The sequence below is a fragment of the Candidatus Limimorpha avicola genome, assembly GCF_056978975.1.
Window position 1 is genome coordinate 1 of the sequence record NZ_DBMCYK010000021.1, and the last position, 19,055, is coordinate 19,055.

The window sequence follows — 19,055 nt, forward strand, 5'->3', positions numbered from 1 at the left end:
AAAATAGGAACCGCCGTATGCCGAACGGCACGTACGGTGGTGTGAGAGGTCGGAAAACGAAAGTAGGAAGAAAACTACGTCGTTTTCCTCCTACTCGATTGATAATATGTTATTTAGGTCTCGGTGATTATCTCTGAAATAAATTTTATTGTACGTTTTTTACCGGATATCAATGATAATAAGTACTGTTTTTATTTCTTGAAAGCCAGTGAATTTATAATGGTTATTATTTCAACCCTTTTACTGTAGGGATTCCCGGAACGAAGTCTTTAAGATAATAAGGTTCGAAGTAAGCCACATCGACAAAACATTTGTTTTTAAGGGCCTCTGTCGCGAGTTGGGCCTGATGTCCGGCAGAACAGTGAAAGTTTTTTATCACACTGATACTGTCGTTGTTTGAGAAAATATCCCCCAATTTGTCGGCTCCGTCTCCCATGAGATAAAGATGATGTTTTTTTCTCAATTCTGAAAAAGAATGCTCATCTATTATTACTGCTTCAGTATCTTTTATCTTGATTAATTTACTGTCGAAGATGGCGGTATAAACCTCCATACGTCTTGCATCTATCATGGGACAATACAAGTCATTTTCTTTTATTTTATCTGCAATTATCGCGGCTGCACCGTATGCCATTGCCTGCAATGTGTCTGTTGCGATTAAAGGTCTGTCTATTGCATAACATAATCCTTTTGCAGTACTGACGCCTATTCGCAATCCGGTGTATGAACCGGGACCTTTGCTGACAGCAATGGCGTCGAGCTGTGAATAACATGCACCTGTCTCTTTCATGACTTCATCGATGAAAACAGTTATCTTTTCGGCATGATTCTGCCCGTCGTGACTTTCTCTGATGGATATGACTTTTCCCTTGTCAACAAGTGCTATGGAACATGTGGGTGTGGCTGTCTCTAAACAAAGTATCATTTTTCAGTTTTTTTATGTTGCAAAAATAATCATTTAATCGAGATGACATGTTTAACTTGGTGTTGTCATTTTTATGGCATCCGCCGATGTTTGTTAAATTTTGATAAAAGATAAGAATATCATCGTCTTTTCGGATGATAACGTACAGTAAGTTCATCCGGGTCGGGTTCCGGTATGTCCCAGTATGGATGATCACCGTCGTCAGTGTCGTCGTCATCTTCATCGTCCCATTGTTTCTCATCGTTTTGTTCTCCTTCATGTCTGTAAAATATTGCGAGAGCGATACCGGTGACAAAACCACCGAGATGTCCTTCCCATGAAATGTTATGGTATATGGCATATTTGGGATATAAGCCCCATACGAGTCCACCATAAAGAAACACCACAATGAACGACAGTGCAGTGAGTGCTTTGTTGTGTCTGATGAATCCGCTGACTATTAAGAAGAAAGCAAGTCCGTATATCATGGCGCTCGCCCCTATATGTACACCGTCTCTTGCTCCGAACCATACGAAAATACCGGTGATAATCATAAGTAACAATGAAATTTTCACTGCTATGGAGCGATAGAAATAAAACAGTGAAGTGCCAAGGACAAGTATAGGTAAAGTGTTGGCTATTAAATGTCTCCAGTCGCCATGAATGAAATGGAACAGTATAATGCCAGGCAATCCTTCCACCGACAGCGGCTTGACGCCTAATATGGAAAAGTCAAGATGAAAAACAGTTTCTATGATCTTGACTGTCCACATTATGATAACGAATATCAACGGGAAGGTTATACTGCTCAGGAAATGCTGTTTTTCTTCTTGATTTAATGACATTTCAGTTGGTCTTGAACTTGTATTTCACTTCTTTGAGTTCGTCGTTTGCCTTGACGATTTTCTTTTTCAAGTTTTCCTTGTAAGAAACTACTTTTTCGGCTATTGCAACATCACCTGTTGCGAGAATCTGTGCTGCAAGGATGGCAGCGTTGAGGGCGTTGTTGACTCCCACTGTTGCCACAGGTATTCCCGGAGGCATCTGTACTATTGATAATAATGCGTCCATGCCTTCCATTCCGGATTTCACCGGTATCCCGATAACAGGTATAGGCGTCATGGCTGCTATCACACCGGGCAGATGCGCCGCCATGCCTGCTGCCGCGATGATGACCTTGATACCTCGCTTTTGTGCATTATGTGCAAATTCTTCTACCATCTCAGGCGTACGATGAGCACTTAAAGCATTCATCTCAAACGGAATCTCCATTTCCTCAAAAAATGCGGCAGCCTTTTCCAACACAGGAAGATCTGAGGTGCTGCCCATAATGATACTTACTATTGCATTCATATTTTTTCTTTTTGCAAAGATACGCTCTTTATCACATATTTCATAATGTTTCATAAATAACTTCAAAACAAATCATTGCTGTCCGACAAAATTTTTAAGTTCAGTTATAATGTCTTGAAAATAACAATTTATAATGATTCCAATGAAATACAATATGTTTCACACATGTAGAAACGTCATATTATGGCGTCTTTAATACGTTGAAAAATAACAGTTATTTTTAAAAATTACCATATATAGATTTATATAGACAACGATGAAAAAACTGATAATATCTTGACATTTTAAAACTTCGTTTGTCTTTCATCTGATTTTGAAAATATAATTGAAATTTCGTTTTAGATAATGTAAATATAGGAAAATCGACCGTCAGCATCAAAGGGAAACTGTTATTCTGGAGATTTTTATTTCATTAAAAAAGGATACAAATAGGATACATAAACTGAATTTAAGGATACAAAATGGATACAAAGACGTATTTTAATGTTGATAACTTAAATATTATTATAGAATATCATAAAACAAGAAAAGCCGGGAAATCCCGGCTTTTCGATATAGTGTTTATTCTTTTTTTCTTTTCTTTTTTGCATTATTTTTTTTAACCATTACGAAGTCGAGTTGTTTTTTTATCAAATCGACACTTTCAACTTTGACACGTACTTCATCGCCTATGCGGTAAATCTTGCCATAGCTTTGACCTATGACACGGAAGTTTTCTTCGTCGAGATAATAATAGTCGTCTTCAAGGCTGTTGTAACGTACAAGTCCTTCACATTTACTATTGACAAGTTCCACATAAATACCCCATTTGCTGACGCCGGAGATAAGTCCGTCGAATTCTTTGCCGATTTGGTCTTGAAGGAATTCCGCTTGTTTATACTTTACTGACTCACGTTCCATCTCGGCAGCACGTTTCTCCATCTCGCTGGAATGACGGCAAAGTTCTTCATAATATTCCTGATTTGCACTCGGCTTGTTTTCAAAGAGGTAATATTCTAATAATCTGTGTACCATGAGATCGGGATAGCGCCGTATTGGAGAAGTGAAATGTGTATAGAACGGAAATGCCAATCCATAATGCCCTATGTTGACAGTGCTGTATATCGCTTTTGCCATGGTACGTACTGCAACCGTTTCTACAAGATTTTTCTCACCTTTCCCGCTGACGGTGTCGAAAAGTGTGTTGTATGACTTGACGAGTTTTTCGCGGGAACTGATGTCCATGGTATATCCTAGTTTGGATACTAACTGTATGAAGTTGTATAATTTTTCCGGGTTGGGTTCGTCGTGAATACGATATACGAAGGTATAATCTTTGAATTTATTGCTTTTTCCTATTGTTTCAGCTACCGTTTTGTTCGCTATCAGCATGAAGTCTTCGATGAGCATGTTGGCTTCATTTTGTACTTTGATGTAAGTATCGACAGGTTTCATATTCTCATCGAGTATGAATTTCACCTCTTCAGAATGGAAATTAATACTTCCTTCTTTCATTCGCTTATCTCTTAGTTTTGTTGCCAGGTCGTTGAGTGTCATTATCTCGTCTTTAAACTCCCCGTCACCGCCTTCTATCATCTCTTGTACCTCTTCGTATGCATAACGACGGTTGGATTTAATTACAGTTTTTGCTATTTTATAGTCTAGTATGTCGGCATTGCTATTCATTATGAAGATTACGGAGAATGTCAGTTTTTCTTCATCGGGACGCAAGGAACATACCATATTGGATAGTTTTTCCGGCAGCATGGGTATTGTACGGTCCACAAGATACACTGAGGTACCTCTTTCTCTTGCTTCTGTGTCGATGGCAGAATCAGGTTGTACATAATGCGACACATCTGCAATATGTACGCCTACCTCAAAGGTGTTGTTTTCGAGCCTTTTCAGTGAGATGGCATCATCGAAATCTTTGGCATCCTGAGGGTCTATTGTTATTGTGAAAACATTGCGATAGTCTAAACGTTTTTTTATCTCTGAGCCTTTGATGACTTCTGATATGGAATTAGCCTCTTTCTCCACTGTTTTGGGGAAGTCGAGCGGGTAGTCGTATTCAGCGAGAATGGATTGCATCTCCACGTTATTTTCTCCGGGTGTGCCGAGCACCTTGACTATCTCGCCGAAGGGGTTGCGTGAGTTGTCTGGCCATTCTGTCAGATGTGCTATCACTTTTTGTCCGTTTTTGGCGCCTTTATACTTGCCTTTAGGGATGAAGATGTCAGTCGGCATGGTGCGGCTGTCTGCCACAACGAAAGCAAAACCGTGCGAGAGACTGAAGATACCCACAAAATCACTTTTGGCTCGTTGCAAAACTTCTACTATTTCACCTTCGTTCTTCTTGCTCTTACGTTTTGGGAACATTGCCACTTTCACTCTGTCGCCGTGCAACGCCTTGCCGGTGTTGTTGGGTGCTATGTAAATATCCTCACCACCGTCATCGGGAATGACATAAGCCTTGCCGGTGTTTTTCATGTCAACTACGCCCTCAACATATTGTTTCTTAGGACCGTATTCTTGAATAAGCTCAGGAGAGAGCAGATACCTGTACGGACGTTCCTCTATCAGTTTTCCCTGTTCTAAAAGACTCGCAAGTACCTTATTTATAGCATCTTTCCCTGCATTGTCGCGTATTCCCATTATCTTGGCGACCTGTTTGTAGTTCATCGGTCGAAATGGGTTTTCTCCGAAGATACTCAAAATGGTATTTACAAAAGTGCTTAGGTTGTTATTTTTGTTTTTTCTTGCCATATTAAGGTAATTAAGTTAATAAAATGAATATCACATAGTTGTAATGGAAGGTCCCATTTAGTAGATATGCAGTATCATAGTATCAATGATGGTAAATCTCAATAAAAAAGGCGGTTTGCCGTCATGACACACCGCCCTAATTATGTTGCCCAACCAGGGTTCGAACCTAGACTTTACTGATCCAGAGTCAGTCGTGTTGCCAATTACACCATTGGGCATCATTTCAGTTACAAAATTACACTTTTTTTCTTTATGTCAAGTGATATTGGGTAAAAAAATCAAAAAAATTTGAACAGTATGGTTATTTTATTGTAAGTCTTATAATTATGCGTATTTGGCATTATGTCAGATGCCATGATTTTTCAATTTTGTAAATAGGACCTTCCGTGCGTAAAATACTTTGAAACAGTATCACTTCATTTACATTTTGTGAGATATACGGTTTTTGTTCCACAGCAGCAATTATTTTGGTAAAGTATTCTTTGTCATACAGTTTCTTTATTCGGGCGAGTGTAAGATGTGGCACAAAGTTTTGTCTGTCTCGTGGAAAACCTATCTTGTCGAAAGTGTCGAGAACGTCATCGGCAAGAGAAAGCAGTTGTTTAGGAGTGTTTTTCATCCCAAGCCAGATGACACGTGGGGCGTAGTGACTGCCAAAGATGCCGACATTGTCGAAAACCATGTCGAAGGCTTTGTGACTTTGTATCATCTCTGTCACGGCGTCGATGATTTTGGGTTCATCGTATGGAAAAGTATTGCCTATGAATTTAAGTGTAAGATGGACATTGTCCAACCTTACCCAATTTATGAATTTCTCATGACCGAGTTGGCGTCGCAAGGTGTTGGCGAGGTCTGATGCAAGACTTGATTTAATATTAATAGGTATAGCAAGGAAAAGACGTTTCATAAAGTCATTGCATTTGTTTGTAGTTGATGGCAAGTCCGCCTTCTGAAGTTTCTTTATACAAGAAAGGAAGGTCGCGTCCTGTTTTGTTCATTGTCTCTACCACTTTGTCGTATGACACTCTATGGGTGCCGTCGGTAAAGGTAGCATAGATATTTGCATCCATGGCACGTGCTGCAGCGAAGGCGTTACGTTCTATACATGGTATTTGTACGAGACCGCAAACAGGGTCGCATGTCATGCCAAGATGATGTTCTAAAGCCATCTCGGCAGCATATTCTATCTGTGCAGGACTACCTCCGAAGAGCTGACATGCAGCAGCAGCAGCCATGGCACAGGCAACACCCACCTCACCTTGACAACCCACCTCGGCACCGGATATGGATGCATTAGTCTTAGCAATATTGCCTACCAATGCTGCCGTCGCCAAGGCGCGCAAAATACGTATCTCCGAAAATTCATAGTTTTTCCATAGATGATAAAGCACGGCAGGAAGAACACCGGAAGAACCGCAGGTGGGAGCTGTCACCACCACATTGCCGGAAGCGTTCTCTTCACTGACGGCAAGGGCGTATGAGAATACCAATCCACGACTGCGTAAAGTATGTTGATAGCCTAAGGCCTTGATATGATAATGTGCTGCCTTGCGCGGCAGATTGAGAGGTCCTGGAAGTCTGCCTTCTTTCTCTAATCCTCGTTCCACCTCTTCTTTCATAGTATCCCATATCTTTTTGAGAAAGTCCGTCAAGGTGCTGTCTCTTTCATATTCAATGACATATTCCCAATAAGTCTTGCCATTGCGTTCACACCATTTCAAAATATCTGTCATGTATGTCATAGGATAAATATCGGGAATGTTGACAGGCTTCCCTTCTTCTTCTAAAGCCCCTCCACCAATGCTATATACGGTCCAAGACTCAATGAGTTTGTTGTCTTTGTCGAATGATTTGAAAGTCATTCCATTTGGATGATATGGTAAGAATATCTTAGGTTGCCATACTATTGACACAGAGCCGTATGGTTTTAGGACTTCGAGTATGGCTTTGTCGGTGAAGTGACCTTTTCCGGTAGCTGCGAGGCTGCCGTATAATGTAACTTCAAAAGAGTGAGCATTTTTATTGCGTTCAAGGAACGTCTCGGCTGCTTTGTGCGGTGCCATGGTATGACTGCTTGAAGGACCATGACCTATTCTGTATATTTCTTTTATAGTTTTCATATATGTGTTAAAAACCTTTAAGATTCATCAAAACTGTTGGTATTAGTAACAAACCTCCTAAAATAATAAGTGTCAATATCAATTTCCATACCCAACGCACCCATTTCTGATAAGGTATGCGTGCGACGCCGAGGGCTGCGATGAGAACGCCTGATGTCGGAGTTATCATGTTGGTAAAACCGTCGCCGAATTGAAATGCCATCACGGTGGCTTGCCGGCAGATACCTATTATGTCGCTGAAAGGTGCCATGATAGGCATGGTAATGGCAGCTTTTGCCGAGCCTGACGGTATCACGATGTTGATAATAGTCTGAATGCCATACATTATTTCTATCGAGGCGATTTTTCCGAAGTCTGCCATTGTTTTCGACAGGTTAAATAATATGGTATCGATTATGCCACCATCTTGTAAAATTATCACTATACCGCCGGCGAGTCCCACCACCACAGCTGCCGACAATATGTCACTCATACCTTCAATGAAAAGTCCGGCTATCTCGCTGCCGTTTTTACCTGTCGCCAATCCGCTTGCTATTCCCATGACGAGAAACAGAGAGGCGATTTCCATTATATACCATTGATATCCCATAACGCCGACTATCAGATATATTATAGTATAGGTGAGAAGTATGAGGATGAAATTGTGTACGGTCTTGCGAAGGCTGAGAAAACCTAACAGGGCGAAAGAGACAGTGATGACAGGGATAATATATGCCGACCACGAATTATTACCGATGGTCAATGTTGTTTTGGGATACAATATTGAAAATATCGTCATTGAAGCAAGCAGTAAAGCATAGACGACCCATGCCGATTTAGGGACATAATGCTCAAATGTCATATTGTCGTGGATTTCGTTTTTACGCCAATAGGCATCTTCGATGTACATTGGCGATAATTGAGGATTTTTTTTAATCTTGGATGCATAGTGTATAACGAATCCGATACCTACAATGTTGATGATTATCCAGCAGAAAATGCGATATCCAATACCTGAGAAAAGTGGAATTCCGGCAATTCCTTGTGCTATGCCGATGGTGAAAGGATTCAATATTGCACCGGCAAAACCTATATGTGCCGCTACATATACCATACATATACCTACTATTGAATCATAACCCATGGAAATAGCAAGAGGAACTATAATTATTACGAAAGCAATACATTCTTCACTCATACCGAAAACAGCACCGAAAAGACTGAACAAAAGCATTATGAGTACAATAATAATGTTGTTAATTCCGACATAACCAATGATTTTATTGTTCTCAATTCGTCGTGTATAATTTAAAAAAGACATTATTCCCATATCGATGGCGCGGCTTTTGTTCATTATCCAAAAAGCACCTCCAATAATAAGAATAAAGATGATGATATTGCTTTGTTGAACAAATCCATTGAATAAGGCAGAGAAGATTTGCCATGTCTGCGGTTCAGCATCAAAGTCTTTTTTATATTGTTCAGGCATGTCATCATAATAGTAAAATACCATCTCTGATGATGTAGTACCATTTTGATCTACAGTTTGTTTTATATATTTGCCGGGTTCTATGAACCATGTCATCACAGCGGCAATTATTATGATGAAAAATACTATAACAAATGTATGCGGTACTTTTTGTTTTGCCATAAAATATTTTTTTGCAAAGATAGTTTTTTTAATTAAATGACAAATTTTTTTAAAATATTAAACTAATATTAAAAATAAAATGTTATCTTTGCACAATTATTGCAATTTAAATCGTTATAATAATGGTTAACATATAATGTTTCTATGAAAAAATCATCATTAACAACATCTGACATTATGGATTTAATTTCCGATTACAAATCAGAAGTAAGGAAATTAAATGCCAAAATTAATTTCTGCAGCAGCAGAATTAGTGAATTGGAGAGCTTGTTGAATGACAATGCTCAGGAGCAAAAACCGACGGAACGTCAAAAGTCTGTAAAACCTACATTCACGACACCGGCAGGTACAAGACTTAGGAAGAAAGAGACTAAGCCGCGTAAACCTTATCCGCTCTCAAAATGGGACGAGATTATTCTTGATGTTATTCGTGAGAACAACAGAGCTACTTTGAGTAAGGATATTTATGACAAAGCTTTTGAAAAAGCAAAAGTCGCCAATATTTTTATGACTGACGACAAGAGTAAGTCGAAAATCAATCAATGTTTGGTGAAACTTACCAACAGAAGAAATGATCTTGTCAAGATGAGATATGGCGGACGTGGTTTTGCCTATTGTTATCCGGAATGGATTGACGAAAAAGGAAGACTTAGAAGAGAGTATGCGATTATTAAAAAGTGAATTTTGATGGAGTAAAATCCTCGATCTTTACCCCAGAGACGAGATATATGATATGGAGGATTTTACCCCTTCCCCATTTTTTGTCATTTCTTTTTCGTTCATATCTACAATATTTTGACCCAAATTTTATGCTTGGGAAAGGGTGTCTTTCTTCCTGTTTTTTGTAGAATTATTTTTTTAATTTCTTTATATGTTTCTTAAATGGGAAAATGATATGCATTTTTAACTATCTGTTTTTCGGTAGAATGATATTAACGATATAGAGTGTTTTTGCATTCTTGTTTTTTTACTTTCTGTCCGTTAAAAAATGGTTATATGGATAATATCTAACATATCATTGTTTAAGATGCCAATATCATTTTGTATAGATATATTGGACTTTATTGGAGTCCGATAATTATACGAATTGATTATAAAAATAATATAGGAATCTGTCCGGCTTACAGGCATATAAGTTTTATTTTCAAGATATTATAAGTAAACTTGAAAAGTTTATCGGACAAAAGTAATGATAATTTTTTTGCCTTCTTTCAGAAGAATTCTTATAATAGTATAGTTTGATGTATTAAACGTACTGTTTTTGTATAGCAATAAGTATTTGTACATTTAATAAAAAAGAAGCGTACCAATCTCACGATTGATACGCAATTTATTATTGATGATTTAATGAGAAGTGCCTGATTTAAGTCTGGAAATACTGTAAATCAAATAAATGATTATTATTCAGCACTATGATTCTCATACTCTTAGAGTATGAAGCATTACATCATGCCTGGCATTCCGCCTCCCATATTTGGCATTTGTGGTGCCGGATTCTCTTCTTTATGGTTAGAGATGACACATTCTGTAGTCAACAGCATGCCGGCTATGGAAGCAGCGTTTTCCAATGCGACTCTTGAGACCTTTACAGGGTCAATGACGCCAGTTTTCAACAAGTTTTCATATACTTCTGTTCTTGCGTTGAAGCCGAAGTCGCCGTTGCCTTCTTTTACTTTATTAACTATGACAGAGCCTTCCAAGCCTGCGTTTTCCACTATTTGGCGCAATGGTTCTTCGAGGGCGCGTTTGATAATGTTGACGCCGGTTTTCTCGTCTTCATTCTCGCATGAGATATTATCGAGTGAACTGATTGCACGAATGAAACCTACGCCGCCTCCGGGGATGATACCTTCTTCTATGGCAGCACGTGTGGCATTCAATGCATCTTCCACGCGGTCTTTCTTTTCTTTCATTTCCACCTCGCTGGCAGCACCGACATAGATGACGGCAACACCGCCGGCTATCTTGGCCAAACGTTCCTGCAGTTTCTCACGGTCATAGTCAGATGTTGTTGTTGCAATCTGAGCCTTGATTTGAGTTGCACGGGCTGCAATTTCTTCTCTCTTGCCTTGACCATTGACTATAGTGGTGTTGTCTTTGGTGATGGTTATTTTTTCGGCTTGACCGAGTTCTGCCAAAGTAGCATCTTCAAGACGATACCCTTTTTCTTCACTTATTACGGTACCGCCTGTCAAGATAGCGATGTCTTCGAGCATTTCTTTTCTTCTGTCGCCAAATCCCGGAGCCTTGACAGCCGCCACTTTCAAAGAGCCACGCAAACGGTTGACGACTAATGTTGCCAAAGCCTCTCCGTCCACGTCTTCAGCTATGATAAGCAATGGACGTCCTGTTTGTAATGATTTTTCCAATACAGGAAGCAAATCTTTCATCACTGATATTTTCTTGTCGTAAATCAAGATGTAAGGATTCTCGTAAACGGCTTCCATTTTTTCAGTGTTGGTAACGAAATAAGGAGAAATATAACCGCGGTCGAACTGCATACCTTCGACTACATCGACGTGTGTCTCAATACCTTTTGCATCTTCTACGGTGATAACGCCTTCTTTTTTGACTTTACTCATGGCATCAGCAATGAGTGTTCCTATATTGTTATCATTGTTAGCTGAGATACTTGCAACCTGTTTGATTTTTTCTATGCTTTCGCCAACTTGTTCTGACTGTTCTTTCAAAGACTTAACTACGGCAGCAACAGCCTTGTCTATACCTCTTTTAAGGTCCATTGGATTGGCACCGGCAATAACGTTTTTAAGACCGGTACATACTATTGATTGTGCAAGTATTGTTGCTGTAGTGGTACCGTCGCCAGCCAAGTCGTTGGTTTTTGATGCCACTTCTTTAACCAACTGAGCACCCATGTTTTCTATAGGGTCGCTGAGTTCTATTTCCTTGGCTACTGTAACACCGTCTTTTGTGATGTTAGGAGCGCCGTATGATTTTTCAATGATGACATTACGACCTTTAGGTCCGAGTGTCACTTTTACTGCATTCGACAATGCGTCAACGCCTTTCTTTAAGCCGTCGCGTGCGTCAAGATTAAAAAGAATGTCTTTTGCCATAATATATTTATTTTATTTTTATCTAAATAAGTTAAATGATTGCTATGATATCGTTTTCTCTCATAATCATATAGTCTTTACCTTCCAGATGGAATTCCGTGCCGGAATATTTGCCGTATATGACTACATCACCGATTTTTACTGTCATTGGGTTGTCCTTGGTACCAGGTCCTATGGCAACCACTGTACCTTTTTGAGGTTTTTCTTTTGCTGTGTCGGGAATAATAATTCCGCTTGCTGTTTTTTGTTCTGCTACAGCCGGTTCAATAACGACGCGGTCTGCTAATGGTTTGATTGATAATTGTGCCATAATAAATTTTATTAAAATATCTTTTCTTTCTTTTTTATTCTATGTCCTAACAAAACTAAGACGATTATGTTTTAGCAAAATCTTTGCCAATGTTAAGGATTTCTTAATGGTGATGATAAATTTTTTATCTTTATTATCAGAAATAAAATTATAATATATTGATTATCAATATGTGCCTTATTGCTCTGTTATTGTTACAAACAGTCATCCGCCTTGATTTTATGACAAAATATCGTTTTTTCTTTAATGACTGTGTTTGTATAATAAATAAAAAATGGCAGATTTTATGACATTATGACATTAAGGAGAGATATGGTTTTGGGAATAAAGGAAATAAAACGACATACCATTGACGACCGTTATAATCTTTACGGTTTTCGCCAATGGTATAAATGTATGTATTTTGTAAATTACTTACAGGATTATTCCTGTTATTCTTCTGTTGCAGGAAGAGCTGTTGGAGTTTGAGTAGTAGTGGTAGCAGCAGGAACAACAGTATTTTGGTCTATTTGTTGACGCATTTCTGTGTCTATTTGTGTTCCACTGTTAACTCCTCCTTGCGGTATTGTCAAACTTGATGCCAAACAGAGTAATACCAATATGATTGCCAAAGTCCACGTGGACTTCTCCAAGAAATCTGTGGTTTTACGTACACCAAGAATCTGATTCGATGAAGAAAAGTTAGATGCCAGCCCACCACCTTTTGAATTCTGCACTAAAACTATCAACATCATCAATAAACTGACAACAATGATAAATACTAAAATTACTACGTACATGTTAATTTATTTTAATTGTTAAACTTCTTTTTTGCCTCTTCAATAAGATTTGCAAAGTAAATACTTTTTTTTGGAAATTTCAAACTTAATTTTTGATAAATTGAAATTGCTTTTTCAACATAGCCTTGATTGAGATAAATCCTTGCTAATGTTTCACTTATAATATTCTCGTGGTCGGTAACACTATTCTGTGCCGCGGATATCGGATTAAAAAATTCACTTTTTGGTCGTGTAATTGACGGATTATTTGCGATAAATTTATTGATAATTTCATCTTTTGTCATTATTTTTTCATTTTTCTCGATGTCATTATCTTTATTTTGCAATTCCATCAATTTCTTTTCGACAAGAGATTTCAATTCGTCCAATGTTTGTTTTTTTCTTTCCAAAAGTTCTATCTCGGCATTTAATTCTTCGATAGAGTCTCCGAGGTATAATTCAGGGATATTGATTATTTCTTCAGTCGGGATATTTATTGTTGTTGATTCTTTTATGATATTATGATTTTCAACGGTAATATTCATTTTTTCCGAGACTTCTGAATAATTTTCCGATACATCATTCCGAGGTGTTTCATTTTGAGAGATACAGGACAGTTCCTGGACTGCATCATTTTCAATGGAGATGTCTGTATCGGTTTCTTTCTGGTAGTATTCATCAGGTAATTCGGAGAAGATACGTCTGAGCATATTTCTGTCAGGAGTCATTGCAGCTGCTTTTTTCAATTGCAGTTCTGCTTCAATATGCTTCATTTTGTGCATTCCTATTGCCAAAAGTATCTGGCAGACAGTAAAATATGGATATGTTTTTGTTAATTGACACAATTCCTTAATGTCATTGTTATTAATGGCATAAGGTTTTTTGATTATGTCTATCAGTCTGTCTTTGTCCATATCACCAATTCACTACGGCTTTATTAAATATGTCTTGACAAAGGTTATCCACTATAGTGGTTATCAGCGTTTCCTGGATAGCATTCAGGTTTTGGTTGCTTGGATAGTCTTCGTATTGGGAGAATGTCTGTTCGAAATTCTTAGACTCGTCATATTTATTGAAGAATCTTACATTTACTTTGATAGTCAATCTATTGAGTGCAGCAGTTTGGTCACCTGTAATAGCGACCGGAGTAGTAGAATAGTCTATTATTTCCCCTTCCAAAGCGAGGTCTCCGTTATTATCCACTGATTGCAGAGTAGTCTGATTCATGAAGTAGTCGCGCAATGTGTTAGTTATACTCGGACTTAGAAGAGGATTTACCAAAGAGGCGTTATTAGGGAAATATTGTACTGAGACTGTTTTAGCTTCAGCCGGTATTGAAGCACCTGTGAAAGAATATATGCCGCATCTGCAACATGCCAATGTTGTTATTAATAGACATAATATATTGATTTTCTTCAACATCATTATAGTTCTATGTTATATTCGTTAATTTTGCGATATAAAGTACGTTCGCTTATGCCTAATTCTTTGGCAGCATCTTTTCTTTTTCCCTTATATTTTATAAGAGCTTTTTGAATAACTTCTTTTTCTTTGTTTTCCAATGACAAAGATTCTGCATCATCGTGTTTATCCTGCAGAAATTCTACTTCGATATCCTGGTCCGAGAAATAATCTTCAGGAGTTGTCATATTGTCATGAGTCAACATGGTAGTGACAGGAGTAATATGTTGAGAAGCAGACAAGGACGGGTTGGGAGAAGTATTGTTGATTTTATTTTCCGACAATTCTCTTACGGTGGCACGCAATTCCATGATATCCTTACGCATGTCGAAGAGCACTTTATACAACAAATCCCTATCCGATATGACGTCGTCGGCAGTATTGTTTTTGTAAAGAATAGGCAAAGAAGTTTTGTCTTCCGGGAGGTAGCGTTTTAGTATTTCCGGTGTTATCATTCTCTCTTTTTCCAATATGGAAATTTGTTCAGTTACGTTTTTCAGTTGCCTGATATTGCCTTCCCATCTATAGTTTTCCAACATAATGAGAGCTTCCGGTGTCAATTGTAAAGGAGGCATCTTGTATTTCTCAGCAATGTCGGCAGTAAATTTTCTGAACAGGAGTTTAATGTCGTCTTTACGTTCTCTCAAAGGAGGGACGAAAATAGGCATAGTGTTGAGACGATAATACAAATCGGCACGGAATTTGCCTTTTTCTATTGCCACAGGGATGTTGACATTTGTTGCAGCAACAACTCTCACGTTGGTTTTCTGTATTTTGGAGGAGCCTACTTTGATAAATTCGCCATTTTCCAATACTCTGAGCAGGCGTGCTTGTGTGGCGAGGGGCAATTCTCCAACTTCGTCGAGAAACAAGGTACCGCCATCAGCGACTTCGAAATAACCTTTACGTGTTTCGACAGCACCGGTAAAAGCTCCTTTTTCATGACCGAAAAGTTCTGAGTCTATAGTGCCTTCAGGTATCGCACCGCAGTTGATAGCAAAGTATGCACCGTGCTTGCGCGAACTGTTCTTATGTATAATCTGTGGAATGACGTCTTTACCGGTACCGCTTTCTCCGTTGATGAATACAGTAAGATCTGTGGCAGCGACCTGGACTGCTATCTCTATTGCCCTGTTAAGATAAGGGTCGTTGCCTATTATCTTAAACTGTTGTTTTATTGCAGAAATGTCCATATTATCTCAAAACTGCATTTAACTGTTGTTCAATAGCTGACTGTATCTTGGCCATGCTTTTTTCTATGACTTTATCAGTCAGTGTCTTCTGAGTATCAATGAGAGTAAAACTCATGGCATACTGCTTTTTACCTTCCGGTATCTTGTCGCCTTCATATATGTCGAACAGATTGACATTTGTCAATATTTTATTTTCAGCGGCGAAAGCCACTTTTTCTATTTGTTCGAAAGTGATGTCTTTGTCGAAGATCATGGCAAGGTCGCGACGTACAGCCGGGAATTTGGATAATGGCTTGAAACATATAGGTTTGAGATTCTTAACTATAGTCATCAGCATGTCCCAATCCATGGTGGCATAATATACATCTTTCTTTATATCGAAGATTTTCAAAGTCTTTTGATTCAACTTGCCGAATTTTGCAACGATATTTCCGTCAATAGAATAGGATAGTGCATAGTCGAAATGAGGTTCTTTGTTTTCCGATACTATTATGCTGTTTAAGTCTATTCCGAGTTTATACAATATCTCGTGAACATATTTTTTAATATCATAGAAATCGACAGCTTCTACTTTATTATTCCATAATTCTTTTCTTTTATTTCCCGTGATGAGCAAGTCCAAACGATAATTCTCGGTAAAAGGGGCAAGAGGTTGGCTTGCAGTTTGTGCTTTTTCTTCGTTATATCTGTAAATATTACCGAATTCAAAGAATTTAAGGTCGAAATTTTTATGGTTCTGGTTATTGTTGATGCTTTCTAATCCTCCGAACAGCAGAGACTGCCTCATTACGTCGAGGTCGCTACTCAAAGGGTTGAGTATTTTTACGTTGTCTTTTTCATCGAAACTGTCCATCATACGAGTGTACATGGATTTTGTCAATGAGTTATTCATTATCTCGTTGAATCCGTCTGCTGCAAGCATGATGGAAATGTTTCTTTGATACTTCTCTTTGTCCGGTTTGTTGTTGACGTTTATACTTGCATTGACTTTTGTGGATATGACAATATTGTTATATCCATAGATACGCAATATTTCCTCCACAAGGTCGGCCGGGCGATAAACATCGACTTTACATGTAGGTACGTCAACTATGACATAATCATCGGTAAGTTCGGTGACAGTGCAATTAAGGTCTTTGAGTATGTTGACGGCAATATCCTTGTCTATATCCTGTCCGGCCACATTATTGACATATTGGAACTTCAGTTTCACTGACACAGGGGAGAAGTCTCCGTTTTTAATATCGATGATGTTTGATGATATCTCACCGCCGGCGAGTTCTTTTACCAACATGGCGGCACGTTTGATGGCATAGACTGTGATATTGGGGTCACAGCCGCGTTCATAGCGGAAACTTGCATCAGTCTGCAGTCCGTGAAAACGTGCAGTTTTGCGTATGGACGTAGGGTGGAAGTAAGCACTCTCAATAAAAATGTTGGTAGTGTTATCTGTCACGCCGGATTTCATTCCTCCGAACACTCCTGCAATACACATAGGTTCTTCGGCGTTGCATATCATAAGGTTGTTATCGTTGAGTTTACGTTCCACGCCGTCGAGAGTGACAAAAGGAGTATCTTTTGCAAGACATTTAACTATTACTTTATTGCCTTTTATCTTGTCAGCGTCGAATATATGCAAAGGCTGTCCCATTTCCATCAAGACGAAGTTAGAAATATCAACAATATTATTGATAGAACGCAAGCCCACTGCTTCTAAGCGGTGGCGCAGCCATGCCGGTGAAGGACCGACCTTGACGTTGCTTATTGTCAATCCGGTATATCTGGGACAATTTTGAGTATCTTCAACAACAATGTCTATGATGTTGTTTGTATTGTCAACTTTGAAATTTTCCACATCAGGGAAATCTATATGGTATTTGCGAGTATTTTCTTTTTTGTTGAGTGCAGCCACAATGTCACGGTCGCATCCAATGTGAGAGGTGGCGTCGGAGCGGTTGGCGGTAAGACCTATTTCTAATGTAAAGTCATGTTCCACAGGGAAATAAAGAGAAGCCGGTTTACCCACTTCAAAGTTATCGGGAAGCACCATGATGCCCTCGTGGGATTCTCCCAATTGCAATTCGTCTTCAGCGCATATCATGCCTTCAGAGACTTCGCCGCGTATTTTACCTTTTTTAATAACTACAGATTCGCCCTTAATGAACAGTTCCGTACCTATTGTTGCCACGAGTACTTTTTGACCTTCAGCCACGTTGGGTGCTCCACAAACTATGTTAAGAGGTTCTTCACCGCCAATATCGACTTTGGTGAGATGTAAATGGTCTGAATTAGGATGGTCAGTACAGGTAAGAACCTTGCCGACCACTACGCCTTTCAATCCACCTTTTATGGATTCGTATGGTGTTATTTCTTCGACTTCAAGACCGGTATTGGTTAATATTTCTCCAAGTTCGTATGCTGACAAGTCGTTTTTAACATATTGTTTTAGCCAATTGAAAGATATTTTCATTTTTAACAGTTTCTAAAATTGCTACGATGCGCAAAGATAATAAATTATGACAATATGTCATGTCAAAAATCATTTTTTTAATGAAAAACCCCACTCGTGGAGACTAAGTGGGGAAAAACAATATAAAGATTATGAAAAAATTTTAATTCCGACTGCTAACATATAACGCTGTATTTTTCATTATATTGTTAGTTTGTTATTTTTTTTAGTAAAACAACATGTTATTTCACTTAAAAATAAATAAGATGCAACAACATAATTGTTTTGGCAAGAAAACTCAGGCGTAAGATATTATTTTTTAGCGCCTTCCATTACGAGTTTTCCTTTATAATACAAATCGCCATCCACATAATAAGCTCTATGATAGACGTGGATTGTGCCTGTTACAGGGCAAGTTGCCAATGCAGGAACTTCTGCTTTGTAGTGAGTTCTTCTCTTTGCGCCTCTGGTATGAGACTGTCTTCTTTTCGGATGTGCCATCTTACACTATTTTTTTTAGTTATTAATTATCTTTTTCTTTATTATAATTCTCCAAACATTTCCAACGAGGGTCAATCTCTGTTGTTTCCTTAATTTCATTCTCTTCGAGATATTTTATCACCTCCGGGTTGCAGTCATTTTTATCCTGATGCACTCTGTGTATAGGCAAGGCAAGTATGATATACTCATATATAAGAGAACTTACATCAAATTCGCATTCGTCTTTGGTTATCACAATGACATCGTCGTTGTTTTCCTCAAAGATATCTCCATATTTCAGGAACACTTCGGCAGTATTTTGAATATCCTGTTCGTAATTGTCACCGCATCTGTCACAAGCCAACACCACTTTTCCGTTTATTTCAAGTGACAAAATGAAAGAAGATTCTTGTTTTAATATACCCAGATTCACCGAGACAAGACCTTTCCTCACTTCGGAATAATCGAACATTTCGAAGAAACTGTCATCTATAACATATTGATATTCACGATATCCCACTGACAGTCCGGTGATTGGAATAATATAACTGTTCTCCTTTTTATTCATTGGACTC

General features: G+C 38.5%; 17 protein-coding genes and 1 tRNA gene. 1 reads left to right on the forward strand and 17 read right to left on the reverse strand.

Features of this window, described 5'->3' with window-relative positions; all coding sequences use genetic code 11:
- Positions 1–226 precede the first annotated feature (226 nt).
- The 8 genes from tsaB to ACZOVS_RS08935 form a co-directional block, all read right to left on the reverse strand.
- Positions 227–925: a tRNA (adenosine(37)-N6)-threonylcarbamoyltransferase complex dimerization subunit type 1 TsaB gene (tsaB, locus tag ACZOVS_RS08900; protein ID WP_483996877.1), complete on the reverse strand. Its 699-nt coding sequence runs from the start codon at positions 923–925 to the stop codon at positions 227–229.
- A 119-nt stretch (positions 926–1,044) separates the two neighbouring features.
- A complete protein-coding gene (locus ACZOVS_RS08905; RefSeq protein ID WP_483996878.1) occupies positions 1,045–1,749 on the reverse strand; it encodes a rhomboid family intramembrane serine protease in 705 nt (234 codons plus the stop codon).
- Position 1,750: 1 nt separating this feature from the next.
- Positions 1,751–2,257 carry a 5-(carboxyamino)imidazole ribonucleotide mutase gene (gene purE, locus ACZOVS_RS08910; protein ID WP_483996879.1) on the reverse strand — a complete coding sequence of 169 codons (507 nt, stop codon included), beginning with the start codon at positions 2,255–2,257 and terminating at the stop codon, positions 1,751–1,753.
- Between the two features lie 561 nt (positions 2,258–2,818).
- Positions 2,819–5,002, reverse strand: coding sequence for a ribonuclease R (rnr, locus tag ACZOVS_RS08915; RefSeq protein WP_483996880.1), 2,184 nt, complete (start codon positions 5,000–5,002; stop codon positions 2,819–2,821).
- Between the two features lie 145 nt (positions 5,003–5,147).
- Positions 5,148–5,220, reverse strand: a tRNA-Gln gene (locus tag ACZOVS_RS08920).
- A gap of 122 nt (positions 5,221–5,342) precedes the next feature.
- Positions 5,343–5,909, reverse strand: coding sequence for an RNA 2',3'-cyclic phosphodiesterase (thpR, locus tag ACZOVS_RS08925; RefSeq protein ID WP_483996881.1), 567 nt, complete (start codon positions 5,907–5,909; stop codon positions 5,343–5,345).
- Positions 5,910–5,913: 4 nt separating this feature from the next.
- Complete coding sequence (locus tag ACZOVS_RS08930) at positions 5,914–7,122, reverse strand: L-serine ammonia-lyase (protein WP_483996882.1); 1,209 nt, start codon at positions 7,120–7,122, stop codon at positions 5,914–5,916.
- Between the two features lie 7 nt (positions 7,123–7,129).
- On the reverse strand, positions 7,130–8,752 hold the full coding sequence (locus tag ACZOVS_RS08935) for a YfcC family protein (protein ID WP_483996883.1): 1,623 nt from the start codon (positions 8,750–8,752) through the stop codon (positions 7,130–7,132).
- A 177-nt stretch (positions 8,753–8,929) separates the two neighbouring features.
- Between ACZOVS_RS08935 and ACZOVS_RS08940 the strand changes: the two genes are divergently transcribed.
- Positions 8,930–9,433, forward strand: a complete 504-nt coding sequence (locus tag ACZOVS_RS08940; protein WP_483996884.1) for a hypothetical protein — start codon at positions 8,930–8,932, stop codon at positions 9,431–9,433.
- A gap of 761 nt (positions 9,434–10,194) precedes the next feature.
- Here ACZOVS_RS08940 and groL read toward each other — a convergent pair.
- The 9 genes from groL to ACZOVS_RS08985 all read right to left on the reverse strand — a co-directional run bounded on the left by groL (position 10,195) and on the right by ACZOVS_RS08985 (position 19,048).
- Entirely contained in the window at positions 10,195–11,829 is a 1,635-nt protein-coding gene (gene groL / locus ACZOVS_RS08945) for a chaperonin GroEL (RefSeq protein ID WP_483996885.1), read from the reverse strand.
- A 31-nt stretch (positions 11,830–11,860) separates the two neighbouring features.
- On the reverse strand, positions 11,861–12,139 hold the full coding sequence (locus tag ACZOVS_RS08950) for a co-chaperone GroES (RefSeq protein WP_483996886.1): 279 nt from the start codon (positions 12,137–12,139) through the stop codon (positions 11,861–11,863).
- A gap of 431 nt (positions 12,140–12,570) precedes the next feature.
- Complete coding sequence (gene secG / locus ACZOVS_RS08955) at positions 12,571–12,918, reverse strand: preprotein translocase subunit SecG (protein ID WP_483996887.1); 348 nt, start codon at positions 12,916–12,918, stop codon at positions 12,571–12,573.
- A gap of 11 nt (positions 12,919–12,929) precedes the next feature.
- On the reverse strand, positions 12,930–13,811 hold the full coding sequence (locus ACZOVS_RS08960; RefSeq protein WP_483996888.1) for a hypothetical protein: 882 nt from the start codon (positions 13,809–13,811) through the stop codon (positions 12,930–12,932).
- A 1-nt stretch (position 13,812) separates the two neighbouring features.
- The gene (locus ACZOVS_RS08965) at positions 13,813–14,322 is read right to left on the reverse strand and encodes an LptE family protein (RefSeq protein WP_483996889.1); all 510 of its coding nucleotides are present in this window, start codon (positions 14,320–14,322) and stop codon (positions 13,813–13,815) included.
- Positions 14,322–15,551, reverse strand: a complete 1,230-nt coding sequence (locus ACZOVS_RS08970) for a sigma-54 interaction domain-containing protein (protein WP_483996890.1) — start codon at positions 15,549–15,551, stop codon at positions 14,322–14,324. The genes ACZOVS_RS08965 and ACZOVS_RS08970 overlap by 1 nt, the downstream gene beginning before the upstream one ends.
- A gap of 1 nt (position 15,552) precedes the next feature.
- Complete coding sequence (gene pheT, locus ACZOVS_RS08975) at positions 15,553–18,021, reverse strand: phenylalanine--tRNA ligase subunit beta (protein WP_483996891.1); 2,469 nt, start codon at positions 18,019–18,021, stop codon at positions 15,553–15,555.
- A 291-nt stretch (positions 18,022–18,312) separates the two neighbouring features.
- Positions 18,313–18,501 carry a 50S ribosomal protein L32 gene (gene rpmF / locus ACZOVS_RS08980; RefSeq protein ID WP_483996892.1) on the reverse strand — a complete coding sequence of 63 codons (189 nt, stop codon included), beginning with the start codon at positions 18,499–18,501 and terminating at the stop codon, positions 18,313–18,315.
- Positions 18,502–18,523: 22 nt separating this feature from the next.
- Positions 18,524–19,048: a YceD family protein gene (locus ACZOVS_RS08985; protein WP_483996893.1), complete on the reverse strand. Its 525-nt coding sequence runs from the start codon at positions 19,046–19,048 to the stop codon at positions 18,524–18,526.
- Positions 19,049–19,055: the final 7 nt, after the last annotated feature.

Excerpts from the sequence above, each read along its gene's own strand:
- ACZOVS_RS08950 (WP_483996886.1), bottom strand. The coding sequence starts at position 12,139 with ATGGCACAATTATCAATCAAACCATTAGCAGACCGCGTCGTTATTGAA.
- thpR (WP_483996881.1), bottom strand. The coding sequence starts at position 5,909 with ATGAAACGTCTTTTCCTTGCTATACCTATTAATATTAAATCAAGTCTT.
- ACZOVS_RS08960 (WP_483996888.1), bottom strand. The coding sequence starts at position 13,811 with ATGGACAAAGACAGACTGATAGACATAATCAAAAAACCTTATGCCATT.
- tsaB (WP_483996877.1), bottom strand. The coding sequence starts at position 925 with ATGATACTTTGTTTAGAGACAGCCACACCCACATGTTCCATAGCACTT.
- ACZOVS_RS08970 (WP_483996890.1), bottom strand. The coding sequence starts at position 15,551 with ATGGACATTTCTGCAATAAAACAACAGTTTAAGATAATAGGCAACGAC.
- rpmF (WP_483996892.1), bottom strand. The coding sequence starts at position 18,501 with ATGGCACATCCGAAAAGAAGACAGTCTCATACCAGAGGCGCAAAGAGA.
- rnr (WP_483996880.1), bottom strand. The coding sequence starts at position 5,002 with ATGGCAAGAAAAAACAAAAATAACAACCTAAGCACTTTTGTAAATACC.
- ACZOVS_RS08935 (WP_483996883.1), bottom strand. The coding sequence starts at position 8,752 with ATGGCAAAACAAAAAGTACCGCATACATTTGTTATAGTATTTTTCATC.
- pheT (WP_483996891.1), bottom strand. The coding sequence starts at position 18,021 with ATGAAAATATCTTTCAATTGGCTAAAACAATATGTTAAAAACGACTTG.
- ACZOVS_RS08905 (WP_483996878.1), bottom strand. The coding sequence starts at position 1,749 with ATGTCATTAAATCAAGAAGAAAAACAGCATTTCCTGAGCAGTATAACC.
- ACZOVS_RS08930 (WP_483996882.1), bottom strand. The coding sequence starts at position 7,122 with ATGAAAACTATAAAAGAAATATACAGAATAGGTCATGGTCCTTCAAGC.
- ACZOVS_RS08940 (WP_483996884.1), top strand. The coding sequence starts at position 8,930 with ATGGATTTAATTTCCGATTACAAATCAGAAGTAAGGAAATTAAATGCC.
- purE (WP_483996879.1), bottom strand. The coding sequence starts at position 2,257 with ATGAATGCAATAGTAAGTATCATTATGGGCAGCACCTCAGATCTTCCT.
- groL (WP_483996885.1), bottom strand. The coding sequence starts at position 11,829 with ATGGCAAAAGACATTCTTTTTAATCTTGACGCACGCGACGGCTTAAAG.
- ACZOVS_RS08965 (WP_483996889.1), bottom strand. The coding sequence starts at position 14,322 with ATGATGTTGAAGAAAATCAATATATTATGTCTATTAATAACAACATTG.
- ACZOVS_RS08985 (WP_483996893.1), bottom strand. The coding sequence starts at position 19,048 with ATGAATAAAAAGGAGAACAGTTATATTATTCCAATCACCGGACTGTCA.
- secG (WP_483996887.1), bottom strand. The coding sequence starts at position 12,918 with ATGTACGTAGTAATTTTAGTATTTATCATTGTTGTCAGTTTATTGATG.